Below are 13051 nucleotides of genomic sequence, written 5' to 3'. Positions count from 1 at the left end.
TCCCGCCGCCATTTGCGGCGGGATAAGGGCTCGCGGTAGAAGAGGAGCCTGGAGGCTCCGATGGCAGGTCCGAATCTCATCTACATCGCCGATCCGATGTGCTCCTGGTGCTGGGGCTTCTCGCCCGTGATCGACGCCATCCGGGCGCGTTTCGGGGCGGCGCTGCCGATCAGGCTGGTGATGGGCGGCCTGCGTCCCGGCACGGTGAAACCAATGGATGAGAATGCGAGGCGCACGACGCGCGAACATTGGGAGCATGTGCATGAGGCGTCGCACCAGCCGTTCGACTTCGCGTTCTTCGAGCGCGGGAATTTCGTCTACGACACCGAGCCGGCCGCCAAGGCCGTGGTGGCCCGTCGCAGGAGCATGGAGACGGCGCTCGACCTGCTCGAGGACCTGCATCGGGCCTTCTATGCGCAGAACCGGGACGTGACGGACGAAGCCGTCCTGGCGTCGGTCGCCGCGACACACGGGCTTGAGCGCGCCGCCTTCCTGGAGGCGTTCCGCAGCAGCGAGGTGCGGGACGAGACCTGGCAGGATTTCGCCCTTTCCCAACAGGCGGGAATCAGAGGCTTCCCAAGCCTTCTCGCGGGCATGGGCGAGGGAAACGAGTACAGCGTCGTGACGCTGGGCTATCAGCCGGCAGAGCGCATCCTTCCGCCGCTCGAACGGTGGATGGAGATGATCGGCCGCTCGGGCGACGGGGGCGGACCGGCGCAGCCTCCGCCCCCATGATGATCCCGTATCAGGCGGCCTGAGCCGTCGGGCCGGCCTCGTCCATGGCCCGCATGTAGACGTCGAGCAGGCTCTCGTGCTCGTCGCGCTCGTCCTGGTCCTGCTTGCGCAGCTTGATGATCTCCTTGAGCACCTTCACGTCGAAGCCTTCGCCCTTGGCCTCGGAGAAGATCTCCTTCTTGGCCTCGTTCAGGTCCTTGAGCTCGCTCTCGATCTGCTCGATGCGCTCCACGAACGAGCGGATCCGATCGCCCGGGATTCCAACCGTGTCGCTCATGGTGTCTCCTTTTGCTTGTGTGGGCGGGCACTATCGGCCGGCCGGGTAAGCGCGGGGTTAACCGGGCGAAGGCGCAATGTCGCACCTCGCCGGCTGCGCCGATTTGACAAAGAACGGGATGTGTAGGAGGCTGATCGCATCATGTTGAGCCATACGTACCATCGTCGCGGCCTGCATCGCGCAGGCAACCTCATCGCGGGCAAGTAGCCCCGGGCTCGACGCGCTGCGTCCCGGGCTCGGGGCGTTCCAAGATACCAGAACAATCGGACATCTTGAGGCCGGATGCTGACGCATTCCGGGCGGCGACATGCTTTCACATCTCTTCGATTTCAAGCTCCGCCTTGCGGGGCGCGATGGCGCGCAAGGCGTGCAGCCATCGCCCGACGATCCGCCGGCCGGTCCCCATCCGCGGGATGAGGACCCGTCAGGCGGGAACGTCATCCGGCTGACGCCGCGCCCCGCACCGCAGATGGAGCCCGCTCCGCCGCCCGACGACGGCGACGATCCCGGACCGTGCGCGGCCTGAAGCCGCCGGTCATCGACAGCATAGGAGAATTTGAGATGACGAAGCGAACGAGCGGCGGCGCGAAGCCGCGCATTGTCTTGGCGGCCGCCGAGCACAACAGGCTGTCGGCGCTTGCCGATGCGGCTTCCGGCACCATGCCGGATGTCGCGGCGGCGCTGGCCGAGGAACTCGACAGGGCGCACGTCCTCCCGGCCGGCCGGCGCCCCTCCGACACGGTCGTGATGGGATGCGAGGTCGACTTCCGCGACGACGTGACCGGGAAGGTGCAGACGGTAACGCTCGTCTACCCGAACGAGGCGGACATCTCGCAGGGGCGGATCTCGGTGCTGACCCCCATCGGCACGGCGCTCATCGGGCTGCCCGTCGGCAAGTCGATCGACTGGATCACGCGCAACGGCGAGTCGAAGCGCCTCACGGTGCTGCAGGTCCGTGAGCCCGCTGCTGCGGACCCTGTGAGCGCATAGGCCGCCTCATGGAACCTCCGCCACGATCGCGGGCGCGGTCCCCGGGCGGCCAGCGCCGCCCCGACGGCGCCGTGGTGAGCCTGCCCCGGGCCCTGTCGAAGCTGGGATTCTGCTCCCGCACGCAGGCCGAGGAACTGATCGCCGACGGTCGCGTGCGCGTGGACGGACGCATCGTGCGCAACCCGGCGGCGCGTGTCGATCCGGCGCGCGCCCGCATCAGTGTCGATGGCGAGGCCGTGACGGCCGGGCGCAGGGTCTACCTGATGCTCAACAAGCCGCGTGGCCTCGTCACGACGCGTGACGACCCGCAGGAGCGGGCGACGGTCTACGATTGCCTGGCGGGTCTCGACCTGCCGTTCGTCGTGCCCGTCGGCCGTCTCGACAAGGCGAGCGAAGGGCTGCTGCTCATGACCAACGACACCCGTTGGGCGCAACGCCTTCTCGATCCCGCCTCGAACGTCGGCAAGACCTACCACGTGCAGATCGACCGCGTGCCCGAGCCGCACATGCTGGACAGGATGAAGGCCGGGATGATGCTGGACGGGGAGCGCCTGAGCGCGAAGGAGGCGCGCATCATCCGGGAGGGGAGGCGCAACGTCTGGCTCGAGGTCGTCCTCACGGAGGGACGCAATCGCCAGATCCGCCGCCTCCTCGATGCGATTGGCGCGGAGGTGCTGCGGCTGGTGCGGGTGAATGTCGGCGGGCTTGCCCTTGGGGACCTGCCGAAGGGAGCCGTGCGGCCGCTCACGCCGGCCGAGAAGGCGATGCTGGATGTCGCCCCGCCGGGACCGCCCGTCACGGCGTCGCGCAAACACGATCGGGTGACCGGCCGTTCCCGCGGGCGCGTCTCGCCCGATATTCATGCGCCGAGAGAGTGAAGGAATGCCGGATGGATGCCCATGACACCGACCACCCGCCGCACGCTTCTGGCAGTCCTGCTCATGGCTAGCCTGTCCGTTTCCGGCCAAGTCCATGCCATGTCTCCGCTCGACCGCTCGCTCATGGCGGCGGCCGAGGCGAACGATGCGCAGGCGGTCCGGCGCGCCTTGGGCGACGGTGCCGATCTCGAGGCGCGGGATCCGCGCGGTCGGACGGCTCTCATGGCGGCCGTGCAGGAGAATCACGTTGCGGCCGCGCAGGTCCTGATCGCGGCCGGGGCCGACGTGAACGCGAAGGACGAGATCCAGGACAGCCCGTACCTGCTCTCAGGCGCCAGGGGCTACCTGGAGATCCTGCGCCTCACCCTGGCGCACGGGGCCGACCTCAAGAGCACCAACCGCTATGGCGGCACGGCGCTCATCCCGGCCGCCGAACGCGGGCATGTGGAGGCCGTGCGCACGCTGATCGAGGCCGGGGTCGACGTGGATCACGTCAACCGGCTGGGCTGGACCGCGCTGCTCGAGGCGATCATCCTCGGCAAGGGCGGCGAGCGGCATGCCGAGATCGTGCGTCTCCTGCTCGACGCGGGGGCGGACCCGAACTTGGCGGATCGCGACGGCGTCACGCCGCTGCAGCACGCGCGCCAGCGCGGGTATCGCGAAATGGAGCGACTTCTCGCAGTCAAGGGCGGTCGCTGAGCCGGAAGGGGAGGAGAGACACATGCAGACATCCGAGCGCTTCCTGTGCGAAGCGATCGAGCTCGCCCGCGAGAACGTCCGGCAGGGAGGGCGCCCCTTCGGCGCTGTCGTCGTCAAGGACGGCGAGGTAGTCGCCACCGGGGTCAACGACGTCGTTGCGACCCATGACCCGACCGCCCATGCCGAGCTCCAGGCCATCCGGGCTGCGAGCCGTGCCCTCGGGTCTGCCCGTCTCGACGGCTGCGCGATCTACGCCAGCGGCCAGCCCTGCCCGATGTGCCTCGCGGCGATGCACCTGACCGGCATCCGTGAAGTCGCCTTCGCGTATTCCAGCCAGGATGCCGAGCCCTTCGGCCTGTCGAGAGCCGACGTCTACGCCGAGATGGCCAAGCCCCTGGCGGAGCAGTCGCTGAAGGCCGAGTACCGGCCGGTGCGCCCGGAAGGCGACGATCTCTACGAGCTCTGGCGGAGCGTTACGGCCAGGCTTGGGAAGCAATCGGGATAGGTGCGGCGCGGCTGCGTCAAAATGGCGAAAGAAAATTTCGCGAGCCTCTTGCGAATCGCGGAGCCACCGCCCATATCGGGTTCATCCCAGCGGACATTGTTGTGGACTTCGAGAGCGGCGGGCGTCACCGCGCGCCTCGTTGGGGCCGTGTCAGGACGGATGTAATCCGGCCCGGTCCGATCCAGCGCTTGCCTGACGATGCGAGCGCCCGTCTGGTAGCCAATCAGCCCAGGCCCGTAGTGTGCGCGGCAGGAGATGCGAAGGCATCCCGCCCGTTCGCCCCGGAGCCTGGGCTTTTCCTTTTTCGGCCCCTCTGTTCCGGCCGCCCACTTCGATTCCAGCAATATCGGATGATCCCCACTTGCCTGCCGTTGCGGCAGCTGTTAAACGTTTTACAGTTAAACGTTTAACTCGACGAGCCGCGATGAACCGCAAGAGAGCCACGCTGAAGGAGGTCGCCACCCGGGCAGGGGTGTCGATCGCGACGGTGTCGAACGTCTTCAGCGGGCGCAAACCGGTCAATGCGGACCTCAAGGCGAAGGTCGAGAAGGCCGCCAGGGAGCTGTCCTACCAGGTCGACCGCGCCGCCTCGCAGCTGCGGTCGGGGCGGGCCCAGGTTGTCGGAGTGCTGGTGCCCGACCTCGACGACACCTTCTTCACCTCGCTGATCTCGCGGCTGGAGGTGATGGCGCGCCGGGACGGCTTCGACGTGATCGTCGCCAGTTCCCGCGACGAGCGGGAGCTGGAGGAATCGCGCCTCCAGACGCTTCTCGGCTGGCGGCCCTCCGGCATCATCGCGGTCCCTTGTTCCGACAAGGTTCCGGCGATCCTCAAGCGCGAGGCCGGCCGCCTTCCCATGGTGCTGGTCGACCGGGTGATCGCGGACTCGCCCGTGGCCGACACCGTGACCATCGACAATTTCGAGGCCGGCGCCATCGCGGTTCGCCACCTGCTCGACATGGGCCACGCCGAAATCGCGCTCGCGGCCTCCCATCTCGGCATCGCGCCGATCCGGGACCGGATCAGGGGCGCCACGGCGGCCGCGCGTGAGCGTGGCGCGCGCGATCCCGTCGCCGTCGAGGTCGGCGCGAATGCCGAGCGCGGCGGAGAGGTCTTTTCCGACTGGCTCGGGTGCAATCCGCTGCCGTCGGCCGTGCTGGCGCTGACGAACGTCACGACCCTAGCCGTGCTGGCGGCTCTCGCCCGGCGCCGCATCGACGTTCCCGAAAAGGTCTCGCTCATCGCATTCGACGACTATCCCTGGATGAGCGCGCGCAAGACGCCGCTCACGGCCATACGCCAGCCCGTCGACGAGATCGCCGGCGCCGCCTGGGAGCGGCTGAAGCTGCGCATGGCGGGCGACGCGTCCCCGTCCCACCCGACCATCCTGCATGCGAGCCTCCAGGACCGCGCCTCCGTGCGCAGGGCCGGCCCACGCATCACGGCCGCATCATCGAAGGAGGCTGCCGCCGATCCGGCCCTGGACACGACGTAGGAGACACGAAGACCACCAACGCCCAGGCGTCGCGGAAGAACGCGCCGGGCGGCAACCGCTCGAACGGGAGGAGCATTTTGCGTTTGAAGACCATCGCCCAGGCCGTGCCGTTTCTGGCGCCTGTCCAGATTCTGATCCTCAGCGTCATCGTCATCCCGTCGCTGTATGTGGTGTGGCTGAGCCTGAACGCCTCGACCTTCGGGCAGTCTCCGACCTTCGTGGGCCTCGACAACTATGTCCGCACGCTGACGGACCCGGCTTTCCTGCACGCCCTGTGGAACACGGTCCTGATCGTGGTCTTCGCGGTCCATCTCGAGCTGGCCCTCGGGCTGGCGATGGCGCTCCTGTTCGCCAGCGGCCTGCCGTTCCGGCGTATCCTGCTGGTGGCGGTCCTGGCTCCCTACGCGGTGAGCGAGGTGATCGCGGTCGCGATGTGGCGGTTCCTGTTCGATCCCGATGTGGGCCCGGTCACCATCGCCCTGGCATCGCTCGGCCTTCCGACGCTCGACTGGTCCTTCGAGCCGTCGCACGCCCTCGTCATGATCGGGCTCCTGACGATCTGGCTGCATCTTCCGTTCACGTTCATCATCCTCTACGCCGCCCGGCTCGCGATCCCCAAGGACCTCTACGAGGCCGCCCGCATCGACGGCGCCACCGCCTTCGACGCGTTCCGGCGGGTGACGATGCCGCTGCTCGGCCCGGCGATCGTGGTGGCGCTCCTGTTCCGCTACATCTTCGCCTTCCGCATCTTCTCCGAGGTCTGGCTGATGACCCAGGGCGGACCGGCCCGCTCGACGGAGGTCGTCGCGGTCTACCTCTACCAGGAGGCCTTCCGGTTCAACGCCTTCGGCACGGCGGCCGCCACCGCCTGGATCATGGTGGTTGCGTCGCTGCTCCTCGCCGCGGGCTACGTCTTCCTTCTCCGCAAGCAGGTGGTCGGCAATGCACACTAACCCCACCATGCGCACCAGGAAGGTCGCCAAGCGTCCGGCACTGCGCGCCGACAGGCTTGCCATCGGGCTCGGCAAGGCCGTCGCGGTCGGCGCGATCCTGGTCTGGTCGCTGTTCCCGATCGCCTTCATCGCCATGTCGGCCTTCAAGCCGGGGCAGGACATCTTCGCGGTGCCGCCGAAATTCGTCTTCACGCCGACCCTGCAGCACTACGGCAAGCTCTGGTCCGACTGGGGAATGTTCTTCGACGGGCTCGTCAACAGCACGGTCATCACCATCGGGGCGACGATCCTCGCGATCACGACGAGCACGAGCGCCGGCTACGTCTATTCGCGCTACAGCAGCCGGTTCCTCAATGCCAGCGTGCTGTTCCTCATCGTGGTGCGCCTGATCCCGCCCATCGTGGTGACGTTGCCGCTCTTCCCGATCATCAACGCCATGGGGCTCAACGACACCCACATCGTGCTGATCGTCCTCTACGCCACGTTCTTCGTGTCGCTCGGCACGGTGCTGATGCGCACCTTCATCGACCAGATCCCGCGCGAGCTCGACGAGGCCGCCCAGATCGACGGCGCGACGCGCCTCGTCACCCTGCGCCGGATCATCGTGCCGCTCGCGGCGCCCGGCATCCTCGCGGTCGCCGTGTTCGTCGTGGTCTTTGCCTGGAACGAGTTCCTGTTCGCCTTCATCTTCACGGCCACCAAGGCCAAGACGGCGCCGCTCGTGATCTCCGAGATGATCGGGTCGATCGACGGCGTCGACTGGGGCGTGCTCTTCGCCGCCTCGACCATCCAGCTGATCCCCGTGCTGCTGTTCGTCGTCCTGATGAACCGATACCTCGTGGCCGGCCTCACCGCCGGTGCGACCAAAGGCTAGTCCAAAGAGCTGAAGAGGGAGGAAACCATGTCAGCCAAGTCACCAGTGAACATCACGAGGCGTCATCTTCTCGGCACCGCGCTCGGCGGCGCCGCATTCCTTGCGGCCGGGCGGTCCTTCGCAGCCGGCAAGACCCTGAACGTGCTCAGCCACAAGGTCCATCAGACGGTTCTGGGCACCGGCGACGGCGACCTGCTCAAGGACTGGCGCTCGGCCAACGACGCCGACATCACCTGGAGCACCTTCGACTCCAATCCGCTCCAGGACCGCCTGTTCCGCGAGGCGAGCCTGAACGCGACGGAGTTCAACGTCGGCTTCATGGTGGACAACCGGCCGACGAGCCAGATCGCCGCCATGTTCGAGCCCCTCGACGACTACCTGAAGAAGGAGCCGATCGAGGCCTTCGACGACATCGCGCCGGGCCTCGTGCAGGGCATGACCGTCGACGGCAAGCTGATCGGTATCCCGGTCCGGCACGCCACGCAGGGCCTGTTCTACAACGAGGCGCTGCTCGAGGAGCAGGGGATCACCGCACCGCCCAAGACCCTCGAGGAACTGGTGGAGCAGGCGCAGAAGCTGACCTTCACGTCGAAGAACGGCACCCGCGTGACCGGCATGGTGCTGGCGAGCGACCTTGCCGTGTTCCCGGTCATGTTCGCCCGCGCCTTCGGGGGCGATTTCCTGACCAAGAAGTTCGAGCTGGTTCCGGATCCGGCCGCCATGGAGAAGGGCCTGACGGTTCTCCGGAACATGTTCGAGTCCGGCGCGCTGCCCCGCAGCTACGCCACCACCAAGAACGACGATCAGGTCACCTGGCTCCAGCAGGGGCGAGCGGCCTTCACGGTGCTGCCCTTCGCGCGCTTCGCGCAGCTCAACAATCCCGAGCAGAGCAAGTTCCCCGGCAAGATCAAGGCGATCGAGTTCCCGGTCTCGGCGGCGCTCCAGGGCAAGACCCCGATGGCATCCGTCGTCGAGGCATGGGGCATGGTCATCCCGGCCAACTCACGCGACAAGGACCTGTCGTGGAAGTTCATCCGCGAGGTGTCGAGCAAGCGGGTGACGCTCGGCATGGCCAACAACGGCAACGGCCCGGTCCGCGTCTCGACCTACAAGGACAAGTCCTTCGCTGACAAGAACCCGGTAGCGGCCGTGGAGGCCGCCGCGCTGGCGAATGCGCGCGGCGCCTTCCCTCCCTTCCCGGAAGCGGCGCGCGCCCAGTCGATCTTCCTCGAGGAGGTGCAGCTCGCGGTGCTCGGACGCAAGCCCGTCAACGAGGCCGTTGCGAGCATCTCGTCCCGCATCAAGCCGCTTCTTCCGCCGGCCTGACCGAAACGGGTCCGGACGGACGTCCGTCCGGACCCCGACATTCCGCGGCATGACCGCAGCCATGGACCACGGGGGACCGCGAAGGTCCCGATCAGAAAGAGACGACATCAATGACGACTGAGACAGCCCGTTCCATCCAGGAGCCCGCCCGGACGACCCCCATTTTCGCCGAGTACGACGTTCTCGTGGTCGGCGGCGGCCCCGCCGGACTCACCTCGGCCCTCGCGGCCGCCGAGGACGGCCTTCGGGTCGGCCTGATCGAGAGCCGCAGCTTCGTTGGCGGCAACATGACGATCGGCCTGCCGGTCCTGGGCTTCCTGGGCCAGAAGGGCAACCAGATCATCGAGGGCCTGCCGCAGAAGTTCATCGACCGGCTGAAGGAGCGCAGCGGCGCGAGCGAGCACCGGCCGTGCCCGCTCCACATGGGCATCACCCTCGTCGAGCCCGAGGCGGTCAAGACGGTGGCGCTCGAGATGCTGACCGAGGCCGGCGTGGACGTGCGCTTCTACACCTTCTGCGCTGGCGTCGTGATGGATGGCGACCGGATCCGCGGCGTCATCACCGAGAGCAAGAGCGGCCGCGGCGCCATCCTGGGCAAGGTGGTCATCGACTGCACCGGCGATGCGGACGTGGCCTACCGCGCGGGCGTGCCCTGCGAGAAGGGCAACGAGAACGGGGGCATGCAGCCGCCGACCCTCATGTTCTGCCTGGCGGGCGTCGACACTGAGAAGCTCCGCATGAGCATCGCCGACCAGCCCAAGGGCGCGCGCACCTACCTGACCGACTTCATCCCGGCCGAGTATTTCGGCCAGAACCACCAGTTCATCATCGTGGGCCTGCGCGAGCTCATCGCCAAGGCGCAGACGGAGATGGGGCTGCGCATCCCCAACGAGCGTACGATCATCATCACGGGTCTGCGCCAGGGCGAGGTCTGGATCAACATGACCCGCGTGAAGGGCGTCGACGGGACGGACGCCGCGAGCCTGACCATGGGCGAGATCGAGGGACGCAAGCAGATCGACGACATCGTCACCTATCTGGTGAACTACGTGCCGGGCTTCGAGAAGGCGCACTTCACCAAGACCGCGCCGTTCCTCGGCATCCGCGAGACCCGGCGCATCGTGGGCCAGTACGTGATGACCCAGGAGGACGTGCTCTCCTGCCGCCACTTCGACGATGCCATCGCGGTCGCGAGCTACCCGATCGACATCCATCGCCCGGCCGACGACGGATGCACGCTGATCTGGTGCGGCGACTGCTACGACATCCCGTACCGCTCGCTCATCCCGACCAAGGTCAGCAACCTCATCGTGGCAGGCCGCAGCATTTCGGCCACCCATGAAGCGATGGGCGCGATCCGGGTCATGGCGACCTGCATGGCGATGGGCGAGGCCGCCGGCCGCGCCGCGAAGATCTCCGTCCGGGGCAACCGCACGCCCGCCGAGATCGACGTGGAGGAGATCCGCCGCCAGCAGCTCGAGCACGGCGTCTACCTGCGCGAGCGCGAGGAGAAGCCGGCTGAGGCGCAGCTCGAGAAGGCGCTGTGATTTCGGCCCTTCGGCCGCGGGCGCCTCGTCGCGCCCGCGCCGGCAGGGGACGCACCACGAAAAGCTGACAACGGATTGAGGAGACCGCAATGCCCAAGATGAAGGCGATCGTTTGCCATGGGCCGAAGGATTATCGCGTCGAGAGCATCGACAGGCCCGTGGCCGGTCCCAACGAGATGGTCATCCGCATCGCCGCCTGCGGCATCTGCGCGTCGGACCGCAAGTGCTGGTCGGGCGCCGGGATGTTCTGGGGCGATCCGTGGGTGAAGGCGCCGGTCGTCGCCGGCCACGAATTCTTCGGCCATGTGGCGGAGCTGGGGCCCGGCGCGGCCGAGCATTTCGGCGTGGAGCCGGGCGACGCGGTGATCGCCGAGCAGATCGTGCCGTGCGAGAAGTGCATGTATTGCCGTTCGGGCCGCTACTGGATGTGCGAGAAGCACGACATCTTCGGCTTTCAGCGCGAAGTGGCCGACGGCGGCATGGCCGAGTACATGCGCATCCCAGCCAATGCGCGGGTGCACCGCATCCCGGCCTCCCTACCGCTGGAGGACGCCGCGATCATCGAGCCGCTGGCCTGCGCGATCCACACGGTGAACCGCGCCGACATCCAGCTCGACGACGTGGTCGTGATCGCAGGTGCCGGCCCGCTCGGGCTGATGATGGTGCAGGTCGCCGCCTGCAAGACCCCGAAGAAGCTGATCGTGATCGATCCGGCGGAGGTGCGGCTCGACATCGCCAAGTCATTCGGGGCCGACCTGGTGTTCAACCCGGCCAAGACGGACGTGGTGGCCGAGATCAAGGCGCTCACCGGCGGCTATGGCTGCGACGTCTATATCGAGGCCACCGGCGCGCCGGCCGGCGTTACCCAGGGCCTGCAGATGATCCGCAAGCTCGGGCGCTTCGTCGAATTCTCCGTGTTCGGCAGCGAGACGAGCGCCGACTGGTCGATCATCGGCGACCGCAAGGAGCTCGACCTGCGCGGCGCCCATCTCGGGCCCTACACCTATCCGACCGCCATCGACCTCCTGTCGCGCGGCAAAGTCACGTCGAAGGGGATCGTGACGCACAAATACCCGCTCGACCAGTGGGACGAGGCCCTGGAGGTCTCGGCCCGCCCGGAGGCCGTGAAGGTGCTGCTCCAACCCAACTCCGCAGCCTGACCCCGCCATGGCCAGGCATTTCATCGGCATCGACGTGGGCACCGGCAGTGCCCGCGCCGGGATCTTCGATCGCGACGGAGCCATGGTCGCCAAGGCGAAGCGCGACATCGCGCTCTTCCGCGACGAACCGGACATCGCCGAGCAGTCGAGCGGCGACATCTGGCGGGCGGTCTGCGCCAGCGTCCGCGAGGCGCTCGCGACCGGCGGCCTCCAGGCGGACGACATCGCGGGGATCGGGTTCGACGCCACCTGCTCGCTCGTCGTCCTCGGGGCAGGAGGAGCGCCTTTGCCGGTCGGGACATCCGGCGATCCCGAGCGCAACATCATCGTCTGGATGGATCATCGCGCGCTCGGCCAGGCGCAGCGCATCAACCGCACCGGCCATTCCGTGCTGGGCTATGTCGGCGGCACGATCTCGCCGGAGATGGAGACGCCGAAGCTGCTCTGGCTCAAGGAGAACCTGCCGGAGACCTACGGGTCCGCCTGGCAGTTCCTCGACCTCGCGGATTTCCTAACCTGGCGGGCGACGGGAAGCCTCGCGCGCTCGGTCTGCACCGTCACCTGCAAGTGGACCTACCTGGCCCATGAAAGGCGATGGGACGCGGGCTATTTCAGGGAAATCGGGCTCGGCGACCTCGCCGATGACGGCTTTTCCCGAATCGGCACCGAGATCGTCGATCCCGGCCAGCCGCTGGGCGCAGGGCTCACCGCCGAAGCCGCGCGCGAGCTCGGGCTCAATCCCGGCACCCCGGTCGCTGCGGGCCTGATCGACGCGCATGCGGGCGGCGTCGGCTCGGTCGGAGGGCAGGGCGGCGACGGCTCGGTCCTGACGCGCATGGCCTATGTGTTCGGCACCTCGGCCTGCACCATGATGAGCAGCACAGACCCGCTGTTCATCCCGGGCGTGTGGGGCCCCTACTATTCCGCCATGGTGCCGGGGCTGTGGCTGAGCGAGGGCGGTCAGTCGGCGGCGGGGGCCGCCATCGACCACCTGATCGCGCTCCATCCCGCATCGCAGGAGGCGGCCGCGAAAGCGGGCGCAGCGCGACAGTCGCCGCCGGAGTGGCTCGCCGATGAGGCGGTAAAGGCATCGACTTCGCTCTCGGACGCCGCCCATCTCGCAGGGCACCTTCACGTGGTGCCGGATTTCCTCGGCAACCGGGCGCCGTTCGCGAACCCGCATGCGCGCGGCGTGATCGCGGGCCTCGGCATGGAGCGCGACCTGCGCAGCCTCGTTTCGCTTTACGTAGCCGGCCTCCTCGGGCTGGGCTACGGGCTCCGCCAGATCGTCGCGGCAAGCCGCAAGCGCGGTGCGGCGATCGACGCCATCGCGCTCAGCGGAGGCGCAGGTGAGCATCCGCTCGTCCGGCAGCTGATCGCCGATGCGACCGGCATCCCGGTTCTGGCGTCGCGGGAGAGCGATCCGGTTCTCTTAGGATCCGCGATGCTCGGCGCCGTCGCGAGTGGAGCCTGCGGCAGCCTGCAGGAGGCCATGGCGCGGATGTCGGCTTCCGGAGACTGCTACAGGCCCGCCACAGGGGACGCGGCGGATCTGCATGAGCGCCGCTTCAGGGCTTTCGGGGCGCTGCAGAAGACCGCTTTTTCGCTTTGA

At 67.9% G+C, this 13051-nt stretch carries 14 protein-coding genes; 13 read left to right on the top strand and 1 reads right to left on the bottom strand.

All coding sequences use genetic code 11. The annotated features are described in order from the left end of the window. The first annotated feature begins 60 nt into the window (after positions 1-60). The gene (locus DES45_RS20280) at positions 61-735 is read left to right on the top strand and encodes a DsbA family protein (protein ID WP_114771977.1); all 675 of its coding nucleotides are present in this window, start codon (positions 61-63) and stop codon (positions 733-735) included. A 10-nt stretch (positions 736-745) separates the two neighbouring features. On the opposite strand, the gene DES45_RS20275 is transcribed toward DES45_RS20280, so the two are convergent. Then, positions 746-1012: a DUF2312 domain-containing protein gene (locus tag DES45_RS20275; protein WP_114771975.1), complete on the bottom strand. Its 267-nt coding sequence runs from the start codon at positions 1010-1012 to the stop codon at positions 746-748. Between the two features lie 307 nt (positions 1013-1319). On the opposite strand from DES45_RS20275, the gene DES45_RS20270 reads away from it, so the two are divergent. The 12 genes from DES45_RS20270 (at position 1320) to DES45_RS20215 (ending at position 13051) form a co-directional block, all read left to right on the top strand. Beyond that, positions 1320-1538, top strand: a complete 219-nt coding sequence (locus DES45_RS20270) for a hypothetical protein (protein ID WP_114771973.1) — start codon at positions 1320-1322, stop codon at positions 1536-1538. Between the two features lie 35 nt (positions 1539-1573). Further along, on the top strand, positions 1574-2002 hold the full coding sequence (gene rnk, locus DES45_RS20265; protein WP_114772059.1) for a nucleoside diphosphate kinase regulator: 429 nt from the start codon (positions 1574-1576) through the stop codon (positions 2000-2002). A gap of 8 nt (positions 2003-2010) precedes the next feature. Next, a complete protein-coding gene (locus tag DES45_RS20260; RefSeq protein ID WP_114771971.1) occupies positions 2011-2880 on the top strand; it encodes a pseudouridine synthase in 870 nt (289 codons plus the stop codon). A gap of 21 nt (positions 2881-2901) precedes the next feature. Continuing rightward, positions 2902-3579, top strand: coding sequence for an ankyrin repeat domain-containing protein (locus DES45_RS20255; RefSeq protein ID WP_170151574.1), 678 nt, complete (start codon positions 2902-2904; stop codon positions 3577-3579). 22 nt (positions 3580-3601) lie between these two features. Next, positions 3602-4084, top strand: coding sequence for a nucleoside deaminase (locus DES45_RS20250; RefSeq protein WP_114771967.1), 483 nt, complete (start codon positions 3602-3604; stop codon positions 4082-4084). 424 nt (positions 4085-4508) lie between these two features. After that, on the top strand, positions 4509-5579 hold the full coding sequence (locus DES45_RS20245; RefSeq protein WP_114771965.1) for a LacI family DNA-binding transcriptional regulator: 1071 nt from the start codon (positions 4509-4511) through the stop codon (positions 5577-5579). A gap of 77 nt (positions 5580-5656) precedes the next feature. After that, positions 5657-6532, top strand: coding sequence for a carbohydrate ABC transporter permease (locus tag DES45_RS20240; RefSeq protein WP_114771963.1), 876 nt, complete (start codon positions 5657-5659; stop codon positions 6530-6532). Next, a complete protein-coding gene (locus DES45_RS20235; protein ID WP_245571807.1) occupies positions 6522-7406 on the top strand; it encodes a carbohydrate ABC transporter permease in 885 nt (294 codons plus the stop codon). Before DES45_RS20240 ends, DES45_RS20235 begins: the two co-directional genes overlap by 11 nt. A gap of 27 nt (positions 7407-7433) precedes the next feature. Beyond that, complete coding sequence (locus DES45_RS20230; RefSeq protein ID WP_114771961.1) at positions 7434-8732, top strand: ABC transporter substrate-binding protein; 1299 nt, start codon at positions 7434-7436, stop codon at positions 8730-8732. A gap of 110 nt (positions 8733-8842) precedes the next feature. Further along, positions 8843-10279, top strand: a complete 1437-nt coding sequence (locus DES45_RS20225; protein ID WP_114771959.1) for an FAD-dependent oxidoreductase — start codon at positions 8843-8845, stop codon at positions 10277-10279. Positions 10280-10368: 89 nt separating this feature from the next. After that, entirely contained in the window at positions 10369-11439 is a 1071-nt protein-coding gene (locus DES45_RS20220) for a zinc-binding dehydrogenase (RefSeq protein WP_210210243.1), read from the top strand. 7 nt (positions 11440-11446) lie between these two features. Further along, entirely contained in the window at positions 11447-13051 is a 1605-nt protein-coding gene (locus DES45_RS20215; RefSeq protein WP_114771957.1) for an FGGY-family carbohydrate kinase, read from the top strand.

It is taken from the genome of Microvirga subterranea (assembly GCF_003350535.1).
Taxonomy (GTDB): Bacteria; Pseudomonadota; Alphaproteobacteria; order Rhizobiales; family Beijerinckiaceae; genus Microvirga; species Microvirga subterranea.
The sequence above is the reverse complement of the archived record's forward strand: the minus strand, read 5'-3'. Positions and strand labels throughout refer to the sequence as shown.

What these genes read in the sequence shown, in the direction of transcription:
- DES45_RS20275 (WP_114771975.1), bottom strand. Translation starts at nt 1,012, where the DNA reads ATGAGCGACACGGTTGGAATCCCGGGCGATCGGATCCGCTCGTTCGTG.
- DES45_RS20250 (WP_114771967.1), top strand. Translation starts at nt 3,602, where the DNA reads ATGCAGACATCCGAGCGCTTCCTGTGCGAAGCGATCGAGCTCGCCCGC.
- DES45_RS20235 (WP_245571807.1), top strand. Translation starts at nt 6,522, where the DNA reads ATGCACACTAACCCCACCATGCGCACCAGGAAGGTCGCCAAGCGTCCG.
- DES45_RS20230 (WP_114771961.1), top strand. Translation starts at nt 7,434, where the DNA reads ATGTCAGCCAAGTCACCAGTGAACATCACGAGGCGTCATCTTCTCGGC.
- DES45_RS20280 (WP_114771977.1), top strand. Translation starts at nt 61, where the DNA reads ATGGCAGGTCCGAATCTCATCTACATCGCCGATCCGATGTGCTCCTGG.
- rnk (WP_114772059.1), top strand. Translation starts at nt 1,574, where the DNA reads ATGACGAAGCGAACGAGCGGCGGCGCGAAGCCGCGCATTGTCTTGGCG.
- DES45_RS20215 (WP_114771957.1), top strand. Translation starts at nt 11,447, where the DNA reads ATGGCCAGGCATTTCATCGGCATCGACGTGGGCACCGGCAGTGCCCGC.
- DES45_RS20220 (WP_210210243.1), top strand. Translation starts at nt 10,369, where the DNA reads ATGCCCAAGATGAAGGCGATCGTTTGCCATGGGCCGAAGGATTATCGC.
- DES45_RS20245 (WP_114771965.1), top strand. Translation starts at nt 4,509, where the DNA reads ATGAACCGCAAGAGAGCCACGCTGAAGGAGGTCGCCACCCGGGCAGGG.
- DES45_RS20255 (WP_170151574.1), top strand. Translation starts at nt 2,902, where the DNA reads ATGACACCGACCACCCGCCGCACGCTTCTGGCAGTCCTGCTCATGGCT.
- DES45_RS20260 (WP_114771971.1), top strand. Translation starts at nt 2,011, where the DNA reads ATGGAACCTCCGCCACGATCGCGGGCGCGGTCCCCGGGCGGCCAGCGC.
- DES45_RS20225 (WP_114771959.1), top strand. Translation starts at nt 8,843, where the DNA reads ATGACGACTGAGACAGCCCGTTCCATCCAGGAGCCCGCCCGGACGACC.
- DES45_RS20270 (WP_114771973.1), top strand. Translation starts at nt 1,320, where the DNA reads ATGCTTTCACATCTCTTCGATTTCAAGCTCCGCCTTGCGGGGCGCGAT.